Raw genomic sequence first — 21,591 nt, forward strand, 5'->3', positions numbered from 1 at the left:
CAGTTAGTTAATTTACGCCAGAGAGGGTGGTGTAATAAAGTTGTAAAAAAACGGACAAGATGCCGGTTGTGCTTGCCTCTTATGCCAGTGAAAATGGCCTGCATCAGCCAGGCATCTGACAAGTGCAGTATTCCGCGCTCTGATTAAAACGTTAGGGTAAAACAGGCGCCGCCTTGTGTTGTATTGGTGGCCGTGACTTGTCCGCCGTGGGCAATCATTACCTGGCGGGTCAGGGCCAGACCCACCCCTGAACCGTCGCGCTTGGTAGTAAAAAACGGCACAAAAATCTTATCCCGCTGGGCAGGATCAATGCCCGGACCATTATCTGTCACTTCAATCACTACATGCCCGCGGCGATTGGTGTAGGCCTTAAGGCATATCTGCGCGGGGCTTTTTCCCTGTAACGCTTGCTCGGCATTTTTCAGCAGATTAAGCAGCACTTGCTCCAACATATGTGGGTCGGCCATTACGCAAAGTGAGCTGGGTTGCACATCAATATTGACCGACAGATGCCGCTTGGCATCATCAATACCCGTCATTTGTTTCAACTGCACAAACAAGGCTGCCAGGGCCACGGACTGGCGCTGCGGTGGGGGCAACCGGGTCAGACGCCGGTAACTGCTGACAAACTGCATCAGGCTGTCGCTGCGTCTGGCTACCGTAGCGATGGAATCACGAATATCGGTTAATTCTTCCTTTAATGTGGCGTCTGTACACTTTTTAGCGGCATCACGGGCCATATCGGCTGAGGTGGCGGCCAGGGAGGCCACTGGGGTAATACTGTTCATGATTTCATGGGTGAGCACCCGCACCAGATCCTGCCAGGCACTGAGCTGTGCTGAATCCAGCTCGCTGCCGATATCCAGCAGACTAAGCAGTTTCTCCTGCTGGCCGGCCAATGTTATTTGTGTGGCGAAGGCCAGTAATTGCTGCGGCATGCCGTCAGCCACAAACCGGCAAAGCTGGCGCTCGCCGGGTTTCAGTTCATGTAATTGACTAGCCAGCGCTTCGCCAAAGGCGGCTAAATCTTCCAGGTTGCTGATCTGAGCAGAGCCAAACAAACGCCTGGCACTGTTATTCCACAGGTTAAGATGACCATTGTTGTACAGGCTAATCAGCGGAATGGGCACATGTTCCACCATGGCTCTAAAGTGGCGAAGCTGCTGTTGTTGTTGTTCTCGCTCCTGCAAATAACGCTGCATCAGTGCGGTAAATGTTTCACCCAACTGCTCGAAGCCGCTGCCGTACTGACTGTAGTCAAAGCGCTGGGTAAACTCGCCATAACGAATGGCATCCAGAAAACGTTTCAGCTCAGCGTTGGTTTTACCCACAAATCTCAGGGTTTCCAAAACCAGTAAAGCCAGCACCAACAGCAGTAAAATTTGCGTGGCGTGGTACCCGGGTTGCAGTAACAGCCAGGCGCTGCACAAGGCAGACAGCACAATCAGCGTAATGCGCCCACTCAGCAGCAGAGAGAAGCGATTAAAGACCATGTTTTTCCATCCTGCGGTACAAGGCGGCGCGGGTTAGCCCTAAGGCTTTGGCGGCATGACTGATATTGTAACGATGGGCTTTAAGCGCCCCTTCTACCGCCTGGCGTTCCAGTTCTTCGAGATTAAAAGTGGCTACAGCGGCTTGGGTATCGGGCTGCGGCAATTTGGCTTTGCTGGTTAACTGGAAGTCCTCGCCTTCCAGTATCTGGCTCTGACTTAAAATCACCGCCCGTTCCAGGGTATGACGCAATTCGCGGATGTTGCCCGGCCAATGATAATCCTGCAATTGGGCCAGTGCTGAAGGGTGCAAACGTTTGTCGTCCTTCTGGTATTTGCGGCAATAATGTTTCAGGTAGTATTCGGCGATAGGGGCGATATCTTCGCGGCGTTCACGTAACGGCGGTAGTGTGATCTCCACGGTATTGAGGCGAAACAACAGATCCTGGCGAAAACGCTGTTCGTCATGCAGTAGTTCCAATGGCAGATTGGTGGCGGCAATAACCCGGACATCAAAGGTCCTGGCTTGATTGCTGCCAAGAGGGGTGACCTGGCGCTGGGCCAGTACGGTCAGCAACTTGGCCTGCAAATGCAGCGGCAGGTTGCCGATTTCATCCAGAAATAAGGTGCCACCATCGGCAGCCAGTAAACGGCCGATACGTTCCTCATTAGCACCGGTAAAGGCGCCTTTGCGATGGCCAAACAGTTCACTTTCAAACAGGGTTTCGGCCACCGCCCCCAAATCCACCGCCATAAATACTTTATGGTGTCTGTGGCTTTGGGCATGAATGGCACGGGCAATCAGTTCTTTGCCGGTGCCGTTTTCCCCCAATATCAGCACATTGGCATCGGTGGGAGCACTGCGCTCCAGCATTGTCAGCGCCTGCTGCATCGCGTCGGAATCGGCAATAATGGGCTGAGTGTTCTGACTGGTCACTTCGGCGAGCAAGGTATTGGCACTGCGCAGCTCACTGGCCTCTGCCCGAGAGTGCGATAACTTCACTGCAGAGGATACGGTGGCCAGCACCTTGTCGTTGTGCCAGGGTTTGGCAATAAAATCAGTGGCGCCACGTTTCATGGCCTCCACTGCCACATCCATATCGCCATGAGCGGTAATCATAATAACCACGGCCTGCGGTTCCAAAGACAGAATTTTTTCCAGCCAGCGATAGCCCTGCTCGCCACTGCTTTCACCAGGACCAAAATTCATATCCAGTAAGATAGCGTGGTAACGTTGTGCGGCCAGTAGTTTAGGGATCTGATCGGGAGTATTGCAGATATCTACCTGGCTAAAATGCCTTTTTAACAGCATCTTGCCTGCCACCAGAATATCCTGGTCATCGTCCACTATCAGAATCTGTGCCGTTTGCTGCATGGCCTGTTCCTCTGCTTAAAACTGTTCAGTAGCGTACAGTCAGTGTTCATATTCGTACAGTTTGAATCTGACTTTATGTTGAAGGTTAAGTCTAACCAATTGAAATATATGAATTATTAATTTTGGAACGGAACTTGTTTAGTTGTTGGCAGTAACCGACAACATCAAGGAATTCTATGTCCATGCAAAAACTCAGTGCCGTGCATAAGCCCACCACTCAGGCCGTGTCCGGTGCGGGAATGGACCGCAAGGTCGTTCGACCGCGAAAAGCCTGGAAACCCTGGCTGGTGGGGACGGGTAGCGCCGCGCTAATAGGTTTGGCGCTTTACATGATGCCAGGCTTCTCAGGTAAAACCTTAAGTGTGAATGGTGAACGTATTGCGCTGGCCAGTGTCAGCCGCGGCACCTTTGAGGACTTTATTCCGGTACGGGCGCGGGTGACACCGGCCAAAACCTTATATCTGGATGCGGTAGAAGGTGGCCGGGTTGAGCGCATTCTGGTGGAAGACGGCGCCATGCTGGAGGCCGGACAAATGATCGTGGAGTTGTCTAATGCCAGCTTACAACTCAGTGTACTGGGCAATGAAGCCAGGGTATCTGAGCAACTTAATAACATCCGTAGCATCGAGCTGAGTCTGGAGCAAAACCGACTGCAACATAAGCGCGATATTGTGGATATTCAGTATCAGATCAAGTTATTACAACGCAAACTTCAGCGCGAAGCCGAACTGCTGAAGACTCAGGCTATCAGCCAATCACAGTATGACGATACCCAGGATACCCTGACCTGGTATCAGCAGCGTCTGGCGTTAACCAAAGAAAGCCAGGCGTCGGATGCCAGAATGCAGGAAGAGCAGTTGGCCTTTTTGCAGGATTCGGGTGCCAGGCTTGAGCACAATCTGGAATTGTCACGCCAGAACCTGGCCAATATGAACGTGCGTGCGCCGGTGGCCGGTAAGCTGTCCGGCTTTAATGTGGAAGTGGGACAAAGCATCGGCCGTGGGGAGCGTCTGGGCCAAATCGATACGCCGGATGATTACAAGCTTACTGCCCAGATTGACGAGTTCTACTTAAGTCGCGTGGCACCCGGACAGATTGCGCAAATGGACGGTTATAAGCTGCAAATCAGCAAAATCTATCCGCAGGTCAGTAATGGCCAGTTTGAAGTAGACCTTACATTTATTGATGAACAACCGCCAGCGATTCGCCGCGGTCAGACCATGCAACTGAAACTCACACTGGGCGATGCCAGTAGCGCGTTGCTGGTACCCAATGGCGCGTTTTATCAGGACACCGGCGGCAACTGGATCTTTGTGGTTAGCCGCAATGGCGAAGTGGCCGAGCGCAGGGCGGTGCGTATGGGCCGTCGCAACAACCAGTTTATCGAAGTGCTGGACGGGCTGAATGAAGGAGAGCAGGTGGTGATCAGCTCTTACAGCCAGTACCGGGACATCCAGCAACTCCACATTCAAGACTAAGGAATCTGTTATGTTGAAATTAAATAATCTGTGCCGTTCTTATCTTTCCGACGAAGTGGAAACCCAGGCTCTGAATCACGTCAATATTCAAATTGATGCCGGTGAGTTCGTTGCCATTATGGGCCCCAGTGGCTGCGGTAAGTCCACCCTGCTGAATATCATCGGTATGTTGGATAACCCGACCGGCGGTGAATACTGGTTTAATGGTGAAAATGTGGCGGCCTATAAAGAAAAGCAACTGGCGGCCATTCGTAAGCACCATATTGGTTTTATCTTCCAGAACTTTAATCTGATAGACGAACTCAGCGTGCGGGAAAACATCGAGCTGGCGTTGCTATACCACGATGTGCCGGCTGCTGAACGCCGCCGCCGGGTTGAAGAGATGATGGATAAGGTCGGTATTGCCCACCGGGCCAACCATCTGCCTAGCCAGCTCTCCGGTGGGCAGCAGCAGCGGGTGGCGGTGGCCAGGGCCGTGGTGGGGGGCCAGTCTATGATCCTGGCAGACGAACCTACAGGTAACCTGGACAGTGCTCATGGTCAGGAAGTGATGTCCATGTTGCAGGGCTTGAATGAGGAAGGAACCACTATAGTCATGGTGACCCACAGCCCGGCCCATGCTGATTATGCCCGGCGCACCATCAATCTGTTTGACGGTCAGGTAGTGACCGAAGACGTTAAAGCAGCCTGAGGCTAAGGAGTACCTGATGTTACTTAATTATTTTCTGACCGCCTGGCGCAATCTGCTGAAAAACCGAGTGTTCTCGGCCATCAACATCATTGGCCTGGCTGTTGGCCTGGCCAGCTGTATTCTGATCATGCTGTATGTCAAAGCCGAAAGCGGCTATGACCAGTGGGTACCGGATCATGAGCGGGTGGTGCGTTTGCACACTGCTTATGAGTCACCGGGGCGCGCCCCTTTTCTGACCGTGCGCAGTGCCGGACGTATGATGCCAGCAGTGCGTGACTACCTGAGTGCTGAAATTGAAGACGGTACCAGAATGGTTTTCTGGGGAACCACTATTCAACAAAACGGTGAGGCCTTTGCTGAACGGGTGACTTTTGCAGACAGCAGCTTTTTTAATGTGCTGAATCTGCCTTTTGTTAACGGCAGCGCCCAAAGCAGCTTCAATAAGCCCAATGATCTTTTGATTAGCCGGGCGATGGCGGACAAATATTTCGGCAGCACAGACGCTGTGGGCAAAACCCTGACGCTCTGTTGTCTCAACGATCAGCCTGTGGAACTAACCGTCAGCGGCGTTTTGGAAGATCTGCCAGACAATTCACATATGCGCCTGGATTTACTGGTGTATATGGATACTGAGCTATTCGCCCAGTTCCCGGGCATATTGGATACCTGGACCAGCGTCAACGTCTATACCTACTTCAAACTGCGCCCCGGCGTTTCTCTTGAACAGGCTCAGCAGCGTTTAACCTGGTGGGTAAACAATGAAAGTCCGTTTCTGGAATTCGCCAAACAAAATGCTGGCATGATGCAACCAGGCACTCAGGTGTCAGACACCCTGAAACACAAGTTGATGAAACTGGCGGATCTGCATCTGGACGCCCATAAAGACGCTGGCAATATGGGCGATTTGACACCCATGGGGAACCGCAATCTGGTGGCGACCTTCAGTTTGGTGGCGCTGCTGATCCTGATCATTGCCTGCATCAATTTTATGAATCTGGCCACCGCCAGAGCCGGGCAGCGCGCCAAGGAAGTGGCCATGCGTAAAGTGCTGGGTGCCAGCCGCCGTCAGGTGGCAGGCCAGTTTCTGCTGGAAGCCATCGGCCTGGTGATGATTTCGCTGCTATTCGCGATGGTGGCGGTGGAGCTGGTATTGCCCTGGTACAACCAATTGCTAGGCAAGGTTATCCACTTTCGCCTCTTTAGTGAACCAAGCATGCTGTTTGCTCTACTCGGACTGGGTTTGTTGGTGGGCCTGATTGCAGGCAGTTATCCGGCGTTAGTGCTGTCCGGGTATTTGCCCGGACAAATTCTTAAGGCCAGCAAAAGTAACGAAAGTCGTGGCTCTGCAAAACTGCGTTATGTGTTGGTGATCTTCCAGTTTGCCGTGTCGGTGACGCTGCTGGTGTGCACCGCAGTGGTGTATATGCAAACTCGCCACGCCAGTAATCTGGATCTGGGGTATAGTGCAGAGCGCAAACTGGTGGTGACTATCCGCAGCGCGGGTGACCGCCTGGACAGCCTTAAACAACAATGGCAAGCCATTCCCGGCGTGCAATCGGTGGTGTATTCCTCTGAGGCCCCCACCCAGGATAATGAAAACAATAATTTTGTTACGTTGCTGGGCAGTCAGCAGGGCGATAAGCCGGTAAAAGAATTACTTAATTATCACAATATGGATTATGGCTTTTTCCAGGCCTATGACATTCAGCCTCTTGCCGGTCGCTTGTTTGACGAGGCTTATGGTGCAGATACGCTGACACTGGCCGAAGAGGGGCAGATCACCCAGGCCAGTGCCATCTTAAATGAAAGTGCGGTGCGCAAACTTGGCTTAGATTCGCCGCAGGACGCCATAGGTAAAACCTTGCAGATCAGCGCCAGCGGCGATGGATTGAATCAGCTTACAATCGTAGGCGTGATCCCGGATATCTATTTCCGCTCGGTGAAATTCGCTATCCGCCCTACCTTGTATATGTTAAACCCTGAGCGTTTCAACGTGGCCACTATTAGCTATGATCAAAGTGCAGCTAGCCGGGTGATAAGCGATATCGAGCGGGTGTGGAAGCAGGTGGTTCCTATGCAACCCATTGATATACAGCACCTTAGCGATATGCTGGCGGCTCAGTATCAAAGTGAAAAAATACAGATGCAATTGTTCACGGTGTTTTCGCTGCTGGCGGTACTGGTGGCCTGTTTGGGACTCTATGGCCTGGCGGCTTTCACCGCCGAGCGTAAAACCCGTGAAATTGGTATTCGCAAGGTGATGGGAGCCAGTGTCGGACAAATTATGCTACTGCTGGTATGGCAATTCTCGCGACCCATTGTGCTGGCCAACCTGATTGCCTGGCCGCTGTCGGTGTGGTTGATGCTCAATTGGCTGCAGGCCTTTGTGAATCGTATCGATAGCTGGTGGCTGATCCCCATATGCCTGTTGGCGACCTTGTCATCAGTGTGTATTGCCTGGCTGACTGTTGGGGGCAATGCCGCCAGGGTGGCCAGAGCCAATCCTATTTACGCTTTGCGGCATGAATAAGCTAAACGAATAAGCTAAAGGGGGGCGAATTTCGCCCCCTTTTTTAATGCGGTTTGTACATATACCGCAGGCCTGAGGCCACAAACATCAAACTCACCCCAAAGCAGGCGGGCTGCTCTGTCAAAAAGCCCGAAACACAGAATGCGATGGCCGAACCTAAGAACAGGTTGTCGGCAGATTTAGTTTGCTTCTGCACTAAACGTCTCCGTCATTGTGGGGCGATAGCCAGTAGCACGCCGACCATTGAGTCACTGGCGTAGATGGGTAGCCGTGTATTTTAAACGCAACGGCTTTAGGATAGAGGCATGACCATAACAACAACAGGAACAGTCATGCAATTATCCAAACGTCGATTTCTTCAAGTCAGTGCTGGCGCACTGGGGGCCTTACCCTTTGCCAGCTTGAGTATTGCGGCCGAACAGCCAAAGCAGGCGGCAACACAACCATTAGCGGAGCTGACCGATCTGACCGGAGAGGTCAAAGCCATCAGTGCAAAAGAGCGGCTTGAACGTATCGCTAAAGCCAAACGCCTGATGCAACAACATAAATTGAGCGCAATAGTGCTGGAGCCAGGCCCGGCCATGGATTATTTCACCGGTATTCAATGGTGGCGCAGTGAGCGGTTAACTGCTGTGGTGATCCCCGCCGAGGGCGATATTGCGGTGATTTGCCCGTTCTTTGAAGAGCCCAGCATTCGCGAGTCCTTGGAAGTCGGTGATGATGTCAGAGTTTGGCAGGAGCATGAGAGTCCTTTTGCGTTAGTGGTGCAGGTGCTTAAACACAGAGGGTTGAGCAAAGGCCAAATCGGCTTTGAAGAGTCGGTGCGCTACTTTGTATTGGATGGGGTAATGAGCCAGCTTGGCAATTTTACCCATACCAGTGCCGACCCGGTTACCCGCGGTTGTCGTATGTACAAAACTGCCCATGAACTGGCATTGATGCACAAAGCCAATGAAATCACCCTGACCGCCTATGCCCATGTTTGGAAAAACCTGCAACTGGGCATGACACAACAGGATGTTAAGGCCCTGATGCACAGTGCTCAGGCCAAGCTGGGAGGCAGCGGTATCTGGAATATGGCTTTGTTTGACCAGGCCAGCGCCTACCCCCATGGCACCAAACAGCAGCATGTGCTGAAGGAAGGTTCAGTGGTGCTGATGGATTGCGGTTGTTCTGTGCAGGGCTATCAGTCGGACATCAGCCGGACTTTTGTTTTTGGTGAACCTTCGGCCAAGGTACGTAAGATCTGGAATACCGTGCGGGAAGGGCAGAATGTGGCATTTGCTGCTGCACAGCTTGGTAAAGCAGCCGGGGCAGTGGACTATGCGGTAAGGGCCTACTACGTTAAACAGGGGCTGGGGCCAGATTATAAACTGCCTGGCTTGTCGCACCGCACCGGGCATGGCATCGGCATGCAGGGCCATGAGCCGGTCAATTTTGTGCGTGGCGAAACCGCGCTGCTAAAACCCGGTATGTGTTTTTCTAACGAACCGGGCATTTATCTGCCGGGTGAGTTTGGCGTGCGTCTGGAAGATTGTATCTATATGACAGAGCAAGGCCCTTGTTGGTTTACCGAACCGGCTGATTCACTGGATTCTCCCATCGGCAAGTTGGCCCCACTGATGGCTTAATATAACTACAGGCAACAATGAGATGAACATACAAAGAACGATAGTGATGCTGGTATCAGTGCTGGCCGTGCCAGTGATGGCTGCTGATAAAATCGGTGATGAGCAGGCGCTGCATAATATTGCCAGCCAGGTTTCGGCCAGCCGTATTGAACAGGATGTTCGCAAACTGGTGAGTTTTGGTACCCGTCATACCCTGTCTGACACTGAGTCAGACAGCCGTGGTATCGGCGCGGCCAGGCGTTGGATAAAATCTGAATTTGATAAAATTTCCGCCCAATGTGGTGGCTGTCTTGAGGTGTATTATCAGTCGCAAACCATTCAGGGCGAAAAGCGAATTCCTGAGCCTGTTGAAGTGGTGAGTGTCATCGCCGTACAAAAAGGTCAGACTGACCCCAGCCGTTATGTGGTGATGTCCGGCGATATCGACTCGCGAGTTTCTGATGTCATGGATGCAGTATCGGACGCACCGGGGGCCAATGACAATGCTTCCGGCCTGGCCGGGGTACTGGAAACCGCCAGAGTGCTGAGCCAGCATAAGTTCCATGGCTCTGTGGTGTATGCGGCACTGGCTGGTGAAGAGCAGGGCTTGTTTGGCGGTAAGATTATGGCCGAACAGGCGCTTAAAGACGGCTGGCGGGTTAAGGCCGTGCTGAACAACGATATGATTGGCAATATTGCCGGCATAAATGGGGTGATCAACAACACCACCGCCAGATTGTTCTCTGAAGGTACCCGAGTGGTAGAAACCCCGGAACAAGCCCACAAGCGGCGCTTTACCGGTGGAGAGGTGGATTCACCGTCGCGCAACCTGGCCCGTTATATTGATAGAATTGCCGATTCCTATATCCCTAATCTGGATACTATGCTGGTCTATCGTTTGGACAGATTTGGCCGTGGCGGCCATCACCGCCCCTTCAATGATGCCGGTTTTCCAGCTATCCGTATTATGGAAACCAACGAGCATTATGACCGCCAGCACCAGGATCTGCGTAGTGAAAACGGCATTGTGTATGGTGACACCCTGGATGGTGTTAATTTTGCCTATGCGGCCAAACTTACCGCCTTGAATGCCGTAAGCTTAGCCAGTATGGCCTGGGCGCCCAGTCCGCCGGCTAAGGTAGAAATCAAAGGGGCGGTGCAGCCATCCACTACCCTGAGCTGGGCACCTGCTGGCCAGGCGGAGCAGAGCCTGATTAAAGGCTACAAGATCTACTGGCGTTACACCGACCAGCCGCAGTGGCAGTTCAGCCGTTATGTGGGCAAGGTCAACAGCTTTACGCTGGAGAATGTAGTGATCGACAACTACTTCTTTGGTGTGGCCAGTGTGGCTGAAAATGGCCTGGAAAGTCCTGTGGTGTTCCCCGGCGCTGCTGGCTCATTCGGCGATTAATCTCACAGATGGTGGCTTGCGGGTCACCATCAATGTGCCTTTTCTCGTATCTCCACAGCACATCAGCGCCTTTGATCCATCTTCCTGTTATCAATAGTGCGAAGTAAGGGATAAATCACCCTATCTGCTGTATTAATCTATAGGCGGGCAGACGAAAGCCTGCTAGGCTGAATAATGAGTTCAGCAAGCTTGCGGCATTACTGCAGTCACCGTGAGTTTCTTGCCTGTAAGTTTTAAGTCGTTTCACTGTCCAGATGAATATACAACAGAACCTTGCCATTAGGCTTTTGCGGGTACTGCGCTACAACAAGGCCAGATACGAACGGGCGCTGGCCTTGCTGCCTGCTGACAAGCGTCCGTTTTTCCATATTTTGCCGTTTTTACTGCATACCAATCACCCCGCTCTTCCCGGCTACATTGATGATGACGAAATTGCCTTCGGCCTGACTAATTACTCACTGAGAAAAGCCGTGAACGAGGCACTATTACAGGTATTTCCGCAGCACAAAACGCTGCTGGAGGACATTCGCCAGCTATGGCCCAAACAACGAAATATTGATTCTCTGGTGTTGATGGGCAGTGTCGGCACCATAGCGCAAACCGATGATTCAGATTTTGACTACTGGGTGTGTATTGACGCAGAGCAGGTATCTGAACGGGGTAGGATACTGCTGCAGGAAAAACTGCATAAAGTGGAAAGCTGGGCGGAGTCACATGGCTTGGAAGTGCATTTTTTCCTGTCGGATATTGATAAGGTCAGACGCAACGACTTTGGTGAAGCAGACGGTGAAAGTTCAGGATCAGCCCAGGCGGTGTTTCTTAAAGCCGAATTTTATACCACCAACCTGGTGGTGGCAGGCAAGCTGCCATTCTGGTGGCTGATGCCGGATAAAATTAGCGATCGCCAATATCAGGAATTGATGGCCAGCCTGAAACCAGGAGAGGCACCAGACCCTAAGTTGTTTATGGATTTTGGCAACTTGCAGGAAATGGATCCAAACGAACTTTTTGGTGCGGCTATCTGGCAGATTGCCAAAGGCGTGGACTCACCGTTTAAATCTGTGCTGAAGATGGCCAAGCTGGAAGTGTTTCTGGAGAATATTGAGCACAAGCAGCCCTTATGTAACTTATTGAAAAAATGTGTGCACACAGGTACCAACCCCATGGCCCAGCAGGAACACGTGGATCCATACGGGTTGATGTTTGATGAATTAATCGGCCATTACCAGAAAACCGAACATCAGCAGGTGGTGCAACTGCTGCAACTTTGTCTATATCTGAAATGTGGTTGTGCACTGAGCCGTGACACCAGCGAGGCGCAGAATAACTTTAAGCGCGAGATCATTAGTCATTATGTTTGGGAATGGGGCTGGACGCCGGACAAAGTTCGTAAAATCGACCATCTAAGTAGCTGGAGCTTCAGCGAAAAGTCTCAGCTCAGCCGCCAGGTGCATGCATTCTTAATTAACTGTTACCGGCGTATGTCCAGTCGTATAGCCAACCAGAAGCAAACCGTCAGTCAGGAGGACATGACGGTGATTGGGCGCAAACTGGATACCTTCTACTCGAAAAAACCGCACAAAGTTGAGTACCTGCGCAGTGTGTTCGACAACGAACTATATTGTCGCACCGTCACCATTAAGGCCGATCCGGATACCTTGTCAAAACGTAACTGGTCCATGTTTGCCGGAGACCAGATTTCAGCCAGGGCTGAACTGCTGCGAAAGGAACACCTTAAATCCAGCTATAACCCAATCGATCTGATTGTGTGGGCAGTATGGAACCGCATAATGGACAGCCAGACGCGCATTCAACTGGACTACCATACCGAACCTGTGACAGAAGAGGATTTATACAAGTTGGTGGGGAAAGCCGAACGGCTGTTTCCGCCCAGGCGGGTGTCTGAGTTGCCTCGGCAGGCATTACTTGAACCTGCCAAGGTGCTGAACTGCCTTATCGTGCTGAATTTTGAAAGTCGTCGCTTAAAACCGGATGTGGAAACGGTTCGGGTTATTTATACCAACAGTTGGGGGGAGCTATATTCATTGTCTGGTTTGGAAGCGCTGGCGCCATTACGTCAGGAAATGGGCGACAACAACCTGGCCAAACAGGCCCATATACTGGTACCTGAAGGGGCGCATAAGCAGCGCTTGTATGAAAACTTCGCGATGCGTACCGGGTTGGAATTTCGCCATATTTATTGAATCCCGCCGCCTGGCGAGAGGTCTTTTATACTTTGAAACGGGCCAGCATTTTTTCCAGATTGCCGAATTGCATATTTAGGTTATTACATTCCTTGAGGGTGGCCTTGAGATTGGCATTACCCTGTTCGCTCAAACTGTTGACCTGGACAATAGTGTCGTTGAGCTGGGTTATCAGCTGATTCTGTTGCCCGGTGGCATTGGCAACCTGAATATTGACCGATTCCAGAGACTGTATGGCTTGGTTAACATCTTCCACCCGATCGCCTGCCTGACTGACCAGGCTGACGCTCTGCTCGCAATCTTCTATGCTGGTTTTCATGATACTGACAACCCCGCTAGCCCCGTCCTGCAATTGACTGATGGTTCGCTGTATTTGCTGGGTAGATTCTTGTGTGCGTTGCGCCAGTTGCCGGACTTCGTCCGCTACCACGGCAAAACCGCGACCCGCATCACCAGCTCTGGCTGCCTCTATGGCGGCATTCAGGGCTAACAGGTTGGTTTGTTCAGAAACACCTTCAATAACCTCTAATACCTGATTAATACTGGTGGTGTGTTGTTCAAGACTGTCCACTGCCTGCTGAGCCTGATGCATTTTGCCGGAAAGAGACTGGATTGCCTGAATATTGCTGCCCAGTGCATTGTTGCTTAGCTGGGATTTCTGTTTGGCATCCTGTGTCAGTGACGTGGCCTGTGTGGTACTGTCTGCGATGCCAGAAGCGCTGTCTGCCAGGTACTGAATGGTCTGGACGGCATGCTCGACATAGCCAGTCTGTTGTTCCTGCATCGACATGCTTGAGTGGGTGTGGGTGAGCAGGCTTTGCACTGACTGTTGTAAGGCGTCCGATGCTATCTTTACTTGAATAAATGACTGATGCAGTTTATCAATCACGGCATTAAAATCTTTAGACAGCATGCCAAATTCATCTTCCCGTTGTATGTGTAAGCGGCGGGTCAGGTCGCCTTCGCCGGCGGCAATATCTTCTATGGCCAGTGTTAACTGCCTAAGCGGCTTCATCAGATACTTCAACAGCAAGCTCATCATTAGCGCGATGGCGGCAATGCCAATCAGCATGTACACAATGGCCCGGTTGCGAAAAGCCTGCAGGGCCGCATAAGCTTGCTGCTTATCCACCAGGCCCACCAGATACCAGTTAACATTTTCCAGTCCTTCAACCGGAGTCAATAAAACCAGCAGTTCCTGTTGGTCTGTCCGGTGTTCAAAATAAGCTGGCTGGATAGCAAGGGATTGACCAAATACCTGTTGGATGTGTTGGTCATTCAGTGATTTTTGTGGATGGCTTAAAATTTTGCCTTGTGCGTCGACCAGAAAAGCATAGCCATAACCGGAAAAATCAATGGACTTTATCTGATTGGCGATGGACAGCATGTCGATGTCGCCACCAGCCACGCCCAATAACTGGCCTTGCCTGACGATGGGCACGACCGCGGTAATCGTCAGATCACCAGTGGTGGCATCAATGTAAGGCGTGGTAAAAGCGGGGGAGCGGGTTTTTTCTGCCAACTGATACCAGGGTCTTAAGGTGGCATTATAATCTGCAGGCAAAGCGATGCTCTGGTCGTCCAGGGTAAAGGTGCCGCTCTTTTCTCCTATATAGGTGTTTTTAAAATTACCGGCCTGCGCGCGGCTTTGCACATTTCTTAGCAGTAGTTCTCTGCCGTCGGACGGCTGATATTCATCAGCTATGGAGCTTACCAGTGCCAGTTTGCCATTCAGCCAGGTGGCAATATTACTGGCGGCCGCAGACGAATTATCCTTTAGCGATTGCTCAACCTGGGCTTCTGTATGAGCGCGCATCACAAAATAATTGTTAAGGGTAAATGCGCCGAGAACCGCAACCAGTATGCAGGACGCTGCCAGACTGATCTTGCTGGTGAATGTTAGAGGTTTCGCCATGTTTCAACCTGTATTTTTGTTTGGCGGCAGTGGTTATTCGAGCATAGCAGAGCCTGCCAGACTGATCAGGAAGAGCAAGGATTTGGTCGGCAATAACAGCCCTTTGCTATACCATAAGGCTTTTTGAGGATTTGCCATGCTCATCCAGCAATCGTTCGTTGATATAGAGACGGCCAGTGGCCCCATGCGCACTGCTATCTACCGTCCGCAGCAGTCTGGTCGATTTCCCGCCATTATTTTTTATTCAGAGATCTTTCAACACACCGCGCCTATCGCCCGCAGTGCCGCGATAATGGCAGGACAAGGATTTGTGGTGCTGGTGCCAGAGATTTTTCATGAACTGAACCCATCAGGTACGGTACTGGCTTACGATGATGCGGGAAAAGACAAAGGCAATCAGGACAAATGGAGTAAGCCTCTTGAACAGCATGACAGCGATACGCAGGCGCTGGTCGATTTTGCCGCCAGTCAACCATTTTGCCATGGCAATATCGGTGCTATGGGTGTGTGCATTGGCGGGCATCTGGCTTATCGAGCGGCCCTGAATCCTGCCATTAAGGCGGCATTTTGTCTGTATGCCACTGATATTCACAGCGATACCCTGCCAGCGCAGCCGGGCAACCAGTCCTTCGGGCGTATGGCGGATATTCAAGCTGAAGTGCACTTTATCTGGGGACGTCAGGACCCGCATGTTCCGGCACAAGGACGCCTGAAAATCTATCAGCAGTTATTGGCCAGCGGCATCAACTTCCACTGGCAGGAAGTCAATGCGCAGCATGCCTTTATGCGGGACGAGGGCGAACGTTATGATCCAGCCCTGGCACTGACCATGTACCAACAGGCTGCAGCACTGTTTCAACGTGCGCTTTAAGCGTAAACTGTTTTGCGTTACATCCAGGGGCGTTTTTCCCGCTCTACCTTGTGCAGCGCGGTATTAATCAGCGCATGGCCAATGTGGCTTGGAATATAGGGAATCGTCTGGGCACCGCAAGCCAGCACTAATTTGATACTGCACAGGCCGGAGCGTTTCATTAACAGGCTTTGCGAGAAGCGGGTTTGTTGAATCTTATGTATGGGCAGACAATAGCGGTCGATGCCCAGCAGACCTTTGCGGATATACATAAATTCGGCGTCGCTGGCATAGCCCCAGCGCCACCAGCGCAGGGTAAGTAATGCGGCGCTGGTGAACAAGGCCAGGCTGGCAATCATTAGTTCCGGCCAGAGTTGTTTATACGCCATGATGCATGCCAGCGGCAGATAAACCAGGGTTGGCAGCAGCATAGTGCGCAGAATGTGGCGGCGGCTGATAGGGGTAAAAGTGATATCGGCCAATTGATTGCCAGGCAATGCATCGGCCATTAAAAATTCACATTCATCCGCTTTAACCGACGGCACCATTAGCTTACCTGTTACCGCTACCGCACCGGCATGCTCAAAACTGGCATTGAGTTGTTCAAACTTCAGGTTAATACGACCAAGCACCCGATCCAGCCAGTCCTGCTTGGCCACTATCATTTGCAGGCGGGACAGCTTCATTGACACTTCGTGACGGGTTAACAAGCCACTGCGACGAATATACCTGTCATCTATACGGGTCAGGCGAAAGCCATGAAAGGTCAGCAGCGATCCGCCAATGGATAGCAGCGTCAGTCCCAGCATCAGCAGCAGTACCAGACTGACCAGATAAATGCCATATTGCCACCAGGCCTGGGTGGCCGGGTCAAACATCGCTTGTAAATCCACGCCCAAGCGTTCAAGCCAGATAGCCGCACTGTCAAACATATTGTCGTAGAAAGGTGCCAGGCCACCGAGGAATAACCAGATACGGTTGCTGGTAATACCATGAATGATTAAATCTTTAGTGGAGCGGGCGTTTAACAGCTGTTCCTGCTGTTCCACCGCATCAGTTTGCGGTTGCTGGTGTTCTGCGCCGGCCCTGTTGTTCAAGATACGGCTTTTTAACTGCTCGGCGAAGGCTTTGGGCAGTGCGTAAATCTTGGCTTCCTGTTTGGCCGACCCTGCCGTATCAAGCAACATGCACACATGGTCGGTGGGGCGGTAAAACAGTGGTTGTTCGAGTCGAATATTCTGAATCCGCTCAAATGGCAGATCCAAATGCTTTTTCTGCAGAACGCCACTTTTTATTTGTAAATTGCCCTGATACAAACGGTAGCGATAGTAATGAAACTTCAGCCAGCCAACAGTGGCGCACAGCAGCAGTAATGCACCCAGTGCAGGCAGCCATAACTGTGGGTTTTGCTTTATCTTGTTATAGCTGAGTAATAAGGCTGGCAGCAGATAGACAAAGTTGCCCACCAGGGCACGAATAAATGCGACCGCAAAATACATAATGGCCACAGGGGACAGACGTTGCCATTGCCCGGGCTCTGCGGCCAGCTTCAGCGTTGCAGTGGCACTGTTATCCATCCTGGCTGACATCCGAATGGCTGAGAATAAACTGTCTCAACTTACGCGCGTCGGCCTCGGGCAGCCCCGGAATCGCAAAGGTATAGAGCGAGCCACCGGCGCTGAATACCTGCAACGTGGCCAGCCCGGCTTTGCGCTCGATGGGGCCACGTTTTAATTCCACATGTTGCACACGCAGGATTGGTTGGGTGACCAGGCTTTGGAAAAACAGCCCGCTTTGATAGCTCAAATCCTGTTCTCGTACGGCATAGCCTTTGCGCTTGTCTGCCAGGTAATCATACAGTAGCCACAGCAGACCGACTGCCACCAAGCCACCGAATATCAGCGGAAACAGATGCAGATACCAGTCAGGCAGAGTCAACCAAGTCTGCCAACGAATCGCGGCTAGTATTGTCAGTAAGAATAACAAAAAAATTGTGCCGCACAACAGGTTAAGGGGCGCATAGCGGGGGCTTAGCCTTTGCATTTCAAGCGCTGTCACATCCGCCAGGTTATGCACTGACAGTGACTGATTGGTAAATAGAATTTGGCTCATGACGCATCCGTTGACATCCTCAGGCGTAGATTCTGCCTGTGGCCGGATAAGTTAGTCAATGCGGTGGGTGTAACAGGGTTTATTCAAGCCGGGTAGTCAGACTACCCGGCAGTGGCACACTTACAGCAGATACTTAGCCCTGAGTATCTGAATGTCCTGCTCGGACACGTCCAGTTCCTGTTTCAGGTATTCCAGTACGCTGCCGTGCTTAGCTTCCATGGCAGCTATAGCCGATTCAATTAAGGGTTGTGTTACCCCCATCAGCGGCTGTGTGATGTCCTGGGGTAAGCTGGCAAAGAACTTCATCATCGCTGCATATTTTGGATCCATATTGCTACTGTCTTTGGGGATTAAAGACTGAAAGTCCAGATATTGATTAGTTGCCAGGTAGTCCCGAATCACCGTTTGCCTGTCGACGCCCAAAGCGCTTAATACCAATGCTGCGCTAATGCCGGTGCGGTCTTTCCCGGCGGTACAGTGGAACAGCAGACCACCGTCTTTATCTACCAGGCGGTCAAACATAGCGCGATAATTTTGCTTCTGATCCTCCAGTATATGGGGATACATCTGTGCCATCATGGCCTCCAGCTTGTCCCTGGATAAATCAGGGCTGCGCAATATTTTGCCCAGCTCACCCATGTCAAAGTCCATTTCGTAGTCGGTGCTGATGATTTCTACCTCAGCGGCACGCCATTGGGTGCTTTCAGACTGGCGTTCACTGTTGGCTCGAAAGTCCACGACGGTTTCAATACCCAGACTGTCGACAAATACATAGTCTGCCTCGGTCAGGTTGGCTAATACTCCGGAGCGGTAAATCTTGCCCCACCTGACAGTGCGGCCATCCTGAGTCTGATAGCCGCCCAAATCGCGGAAGTTGCGACCCCCTTCCAGAGGCATTAAGCGGTTGGCTGTCATCACTGGCTCTCCACCTTCGGGTTTGACAAAAAAGTAGTAGCGTTGGTGAGCGTGTTCTGGTGTCCAGGCGTATTGATGGGCTTTAACATCTTTGGCCAGCAACCTGGCTTTGCCGGCATCCGGATATTGGGACACCAGAATATCAACTTCGGCGTCACCGGGCAGGGGCTGCCAGCTAAGCTGATATTGCTGTTCACTGAAATTGGCTTCAAGGTCTGACAGACTAGCCGGAGTCTGAGCGCAGCCAGCAAGACTGACGGTCAGCAGACCCGCCATCAGCAGAGAATAATTTTTCACGGTAATTTCCTTTGTCTTAATAGGGAATGTCAGGAGCGCTCGATGGCGCTCCCGGATGATTTAGAAGTTAACGCGCACACCGGCCATATAGCGGCGGCCATAGCGCTCAATCTGGTTTGGCGTGGCTTCGCTGCCAAGATAGCGAATGTCAATTTCGTCGGTCAGGTTATTGGCATTGGCGTACAGGCTGATGTCCATGTCACCGAGACTAGGCAGGGTGTAGCTCAGGGACAGATCCAGGCGTTTCTGGGCATTCCAGTATTCGCCCATGGCGTCATTTTCGGTGGTGGATAACCAGTCATCACGGAACTGGTAGTTCAGGCGCACCGACAGGCTATCGTTTTCGTAAAATACCGAGGCGTTGTAGATTAAATCCGAGGTACCCGGCAGGCTGAAACGGCTGCCGCTTAAGGTAGTAAATTCGCTGTCCAGTATGGTCAGGTTGGCACTGAAACCGATCCCGTCAAGGTGCTGACCGATAAAGTCGGACGCCTGGGCAATCAGGTTCAGTTCCAGGCCTTGAAAATGGCCCTCCTGGCCGTTAACAAAGCCGCTGTAATCCCACTGTTCGCCTGCAAAGGCAGGGACATACAGACCAGCATCCACCTTGGTACTGTCGGCATAGATAACCTTATCGATATGCCGGTAAAAGGCGCCAATGGCCAGTAAGCTGGCATCCCCAGCGTACCATTCCAGAGACAGATCGCCGCCGTAGGCATTTTCGGCTTGCAGCGCCGGGTTTCCGCCGGAGATTTGCTTCTCGGTGGTGTCGATGTTGGCCGAGGCACGCCATTCGTTATAAGTCGGGCGGCTAATCGCGCTAGACAGTGAGGCTCTGAACTTCACATCTTCCGCGACGTCCACATTCAGATGCACACTGGGGAGGATATCGGTAAAGCGGTCACTGTGCTGACCTTCGGGGCCGGTGCTGGCGTAATCCGTGCTTTCCAGGCGTAGCCCCGTGACCAGTGAGCCCCAGGCGAAATCGGTGCTAAGCATGGCATAAGCGACACTGATGTCTTCATCAATGTTAATGCTGTTTGCCTCAGTTGGGGTAAAGCGTAAACCACCCGACGCCTTTTCCAAAGCCTGGCGCAGGGCCTGGTTGTTATAGTTGGTTGCATGGATACTGTTGGTGAAATCGGTATCCCAGGCGTCATCAGTTAAAAAGTCAGCAGGGTTCACCCCCCATAGATGATACTGTTGGCTGACGTCGGTGCCATGACCCTGTGCCGAGCGGGTGTCATACATAGCACCAAGTTGTAATTGGGCAGACAGGCCAGCAACGCGGACATCGGTCTTGGCATCCAGTTTGTATTTCCAGGCGTCGATATCCAACGACGAGCCATACAGAATAAATAAATCCAGCGCATAGTTGCTGATATCGTTGATGCTGCCACTATCGGTTTTAAGCTCAATCAGAGGGTCATGGATATTAGTCAGGTCGTAGCTGGCAAGGCTATTACCGCCTGCACTGTATGGAATCGGCAGGAAAAATTCACTTTGGGTATTGGTTTTGTTGATACGGCCTTCCACCAGCCAGGTGCCCAGTTGAATATCTGCTCCCAGGGTATTGGCCCAGGTGGAGTTTTCGTAAAGACCATCCTCCAGCAAACGGTTGATAATCACCAGACCCTGACCTTTAGTGCCTGGCGCTACACTGCTACCCATGGCCTCTGCACCGGCTTTAAAATCCAGTACGTACTGATTACGCTGTTCGTGGTCCTGAAATTCACTGTACAGGCTGCTGAAAAAGAAGCGATCCAGACTGTCCTGTGGGCGGTATTCGAGGCGACCACCATAGGCACTGTCTTCACGCTTTACCTGGTAGCTGCGCATGTCGACTTTGTTGACTACCAGCTCGCCATCCTGCTGTTCCAGGTCGAATTCGCGGTTGTCGGTGATTTGTTCGCGGCTGTTCTGAGAGCCGAACAATGACAAGCCAATGTTTTGATTGGACCAGGACGTACGCAGAGACACTTTGTCAATGGTACCGCCACCCAGACTTTGTTGACCGTAACCGACGTCGGTGGCCAGAGTAAAACCTTTGGTTTCAAAAGGGTTGAAGGTTTCAATATTGATAAAGCCCGCGACGGACTCGGCTGGCATGCTGGCCAGCACCGCTTTATTGGCTTCTATCTTGCGGGTTATTACCGCAGGGAAGCTGTCAAAACGGGGGATCCGGCCATTTTCCGCACCAGGAATGGCAATTCCGTCGATCGCCAGGGTGGTATAACGGAACGGGGCGCCGCGAAAATTGATGTAGCGGGCCTGGCCCTGGTCCCGTTCAATGGCCAGACCGGGAATACGGCCCAGTGAATCGGCCAGGTTTTGATCCGGAAAACGGCCAATAGTGTCGGCAGATACCACGTCAACAAAGTTGCTGGCGTGTTGTTTGGCCTCAATGGCGGCTTTCTGACTGTCACGAATGGGAGAGGCAAGGGCGATCACTTCTTCCATCGTCTGCTGTTCGTTCTGTGCCAGCAAGGTATGCGACAGCAGACTTAAAGATACGAACAAAGCAAGCCGCTTAGGTTGTGTATTGACCATGTTGGTGCTCCTGATTGTTGAATTCGCTGTGCTAAGCGCTGAGCATCATCCAAAGCCAATATGTCACTCAGGTGAAAAGGACATCTTTGCTGGTAAATAAGATATCTCTAAAACTTAACGTCTTGTTTTTCATCAGGATAGATATGGCGTGCGTTGACGCTAA

General features: G+C 51.8%; 14 protein-coding genes. 7 read left to right on the forward strand and 7 right to left on the reverse strand.

Features of this window, described 5'->3' with window-relative positions; translation table 11 throughout:
• Nucleotides 1-143: 143 nt before the first annotated feature.
• Nucleotides 144-1,493, reverse strand: coding sequence for a sensor histidine kinase (locus CSR04_RS20365; RefSeq protein WP_102798182.1), 1,350 nt, complete (start codon nt 1,491-1,493; stop codon nt 144-146).
• Nucleotides 1,483-2,865: a sigma-54-dependent transcriptional regulator gene (locus CSR04_RS20370; RefSeq protein ID WP_102798183.1), complete on the reverse strand. Its 1,383-nt coding sequence runs from the start codon at nt 2,863-2,865 to the stop codon at nt 1,483-1,485. The genes CSR04_RS20365 and CSR04_RS20370 overlap by 11 nt, the downstream gene beginning before the upstream one ends.
• A gap of 182 nt (nt 2,866-3,047) precedes the next feature.
• On the opposite strand from CSR04_RS20370, the gene CSR04_RS20375 reads away from it, so the two are divergent.
• The 6 genes from CSR04_RS20375 to CSR04_RS20400 all read left to right on the forward strand — a co-directional run bounded on the left by CSR04_RS20375 (nt 3,048) and on the right by CSR04_RS20400 (nt 12,789).
• Nucleotides 3,048-4,343: an efflux RND transporter periplasmic adaptor subunit gene (locus tag CSR04_RS20375; RefSeq protein ID WP_172449443.1), complete on the forward strand. Its 1,296-nt coding sequence runs from the start codon at nt 3,048-3,050 to the stop codon at nt 4,341-4,343.
• Nucleotides 4,344-4,353: 10 nt separating this feature from the next.
• Nucleotides 4,354-5,034, forward strand: coding sequence for an ABC transporter ATP-binding protein (locus tag CSR04_RS20380; RefSeq protein ID WP_102798185.1), 681 nt, complete (start codon nt 4,354-4,356; stop codon nt 5,032-5,034).
• A 16-nt stretch (nt 5,035-5,050) separates the two neighbouring features.
• Nucleotides 5,051-7,564: an ABC transporter permease gene (locus CSR04_RS20385; RefSeq protein WP_102798186.1), complete on the forward strand. Its 2,514-nt coding sequence runs from the start codon at nt 5,051-5,053 to the stop codon at nt 7,562-7,564.
• A gap of 332 nt (nt 7,565-7,896) precedes the next feature.
• Complete coding sequence (locus CSR04_RS20390; protein ID WP_102798187.1) at nt 7,897-9,195, forward strand: M24 family metallopeptidase; 1,299 nt, start codon at nt 7,897-7,899, stop codon at nt 9,193-9,195.
• Nucleotides 9,196-9,271: 76 nt separating this feature from the next.
• The gene (locus CSR04_RS20395; RefSeq protein ID WP_245921794.1) at nt 9,272-10,585 is read left to right on the forward strand and encodes a M28 family metallopeptidase; all 1,314 of its coding nucleotides are present in this window, start codon (nt 9,272-9,274) and stop codon (nt 10,583-10,585) included.
• A gap of 254 nt (nt 10,586-10,839) precedes the next feature.
• Entirely contained in the window at nt 10,840-12,789 is a 1,950-nt protein-coding gene (locus tag CSR04_RS20400; RefSeq protein ID WP_102798189.1) for a class I adenylate cyclase, read from the forward strand.
• 25 nt (nt 12,790-12,814) lie between these two features.
• On the opposite strand, the gene CSR04_RS20405 is transcribed toward CSR04_RS20400, so the two are convergent.
• Nucleotides 12,815-14,704 carry a methyl-accepting chemotaxis protein gene (locus CSR04_RS20405; protein WP_102798190.1) on the reverse strand — a complete coding sequence of 630 codons (1,890 nt, stop codon included), beginning with the start codon at nt 14,702-14,704 and terminating at the stop codon, nt 12,815-12,817.
• Nucleotides 14,705-14,840: 136 nt separating this feature from the next.
• Here CSR04_RS20405 and CSR04_RS20410 point away from each other — a divergent pair, with 136 nt between their 5' ends.
• Nucleotides 14,841-15,575: a dienelactone hydrolase family protein gene (locus CSR04_RS20410; protein ID WP_102798191.1), complete on the forward strand. Its 735-nt coding sequence runs from the start codon at nt 14,841-14,843 to the stop codon at nt 15,573-15,575.
• A gap of 17 nt (nt 15,576-15,592) precedes the next feature.
• Here CSR04_RS20410 and CSR04_RS20415 read toward each other — a convergent pair whose 3' ends face one another.
• From CSR04_RS20415 to CSR04_RS20430, 4 genes are all read right to left on the reverse strand, one after another.
• Nucleotides 15,593-17,143, reverse strand: coding sequence for a PH domain-containing protein (locus CSR04_RS20415; RefSeq protein ID WP_245921788.1), 1,551 nt, complete (start codon nt 17,141-17,143; stop codon nt 15,593-15,595).
• Complete coding sequence (locus tag CSR04_RS20420) at nt 17,124-17,666, reverse strand: PH domain-containing protein (protein ID WP_102798192.1); 543 nt, start codon at nt 17,664-17,666, stop codon at nt 17,124-17,126. The genes CSR04_RS20415 and CSR04_RS20420 overlap by 20 nt, the downstream gene beginning before the upstream one ends.
• Nucleotides 17,667-17,786: 120 nt before the next feature.
• Nucleotides 17,787-18,878: a tyrosine-protein phosphatase gene (locus CSR04_RS20425; protein WP_102798193.1), complete on the reverse strand. Its 1,092-nt coding sequence runs from the start codon at nt 18,876-18,878 to the stop codon at nt 17,787-17,789.
• 60 nt (nt 18,879-18,938) lie between these two features.
• The gene (locus CSR04_RS20430) at nt 18,939-21,428 is read right to left on the reverse strand and encodes a TonB-dependent receptor (RefSeq protein WP_102798194.1); all 2,490 of its coding nucleotides are present in this window, start codon (nt 21,426-21,428) and stop codon (nt 18,939-18,941) included.
• Nucleotides 21,429-21,591 lie beyond the last annotated feature (163 nt).

The organism is Bowmanella denitrificans (assembly GCF_002887595.1).
GTDB classification, from domain to species: Bacteria; Pseudomonadota; Gammaproteobacteria; order Enterobacterales; family Alteromonadaceae; genus Bowmanella; species Bowmanella denitrificans.

Coding starts and splice junctions, on each gene's coding strand:
- CSR04_RS20420 (WP_102798192.1), bottom strand. CDS start 17,666: ATGAGCCAAATTCTATTTACCAATCAGTCACTGTCAGTGCATAACCTG.
- CSR04_RS20405 (WP_102798190.1), bottom strand. CDS start 14,704: ATGGCGAAACCTCTAACATTCACCAGCAAGATCAGTCTGGCAGCGTCC.
- CSR04_RS20365 (WP_102798182.1), bottom strand. CDS start 1,493: ATGGTCTTTAATCGCTTCTCTCTGCTGCTGAGTGGGCGCATTACGCTG.
- CSR04_RS20370 (WP_102798183.1), bottom strand. CDS start 2,865: ATGCAGCAAACGGCACAGATTCTGATAGTGGACGATGACCAGGATATT.
- CSR04_RS20380 (WP_102798185.1), top strand. CDS start 4,354: ATGTTGAAATTAAATAATCTGTGCCGTTCTTATCTTTCCGACGAAGTG.
- CSR04_RS20410 (WP_102798191.1), top strand. CDS start 14,841: ATGCTCATCCAGCAATCGTTCGTTGATATAGAGACGGCCAGTGGCCCC.
- CSR04_RS20395 (WP_245921794.1), top strand. CDS start 9,272: ATGGCTGCTGATAAAATCGGTGATGAGCAGGCGCTGCATAATATTGCC.
- CSR04_RS20390 (WP_102798187.1), top strand. CDS start 7,897: ATGCAATTATCCAAACGTCGATTTCTTCAAGTCAGTGCTGGCGCACTG.
- CSR04_RS20385 (WP_102798186.1), top strand. CDS start 5,051: ATGTTACTTAATTATTTTCTGACCGCCTGGCGCAATCTGCTGAAAAAC.
- CSR04_RS20415 (WP_245921788.1), bottom strand. CDS start 17,143: ATGTCAGCCAGGATGGATAACAGTGCCACTGCAACGCTGAAGCTGGCC.
- CSR04_RS20375 (WP_172449443.1), top strand. CDS start 3,048: ATGCAAAAACTCAGTGCCGTGCATAAGCCCACCACTCAGGCCGTGTCC.
- CSR04_RS20400 (WP_102798189.1), top strand. CDS start 10,840: ATGAATATACAACAGAACCTTGCCATTAGGCTTTTGCGGGTACTGCGC.
- CSR04_RS20430 (WP_102798194.1), bottom strand. CDS start 21,428: ATGGTCAATACACAACCTAAGCGGCTTGCTTTGTTCGTATCTTTAAGT.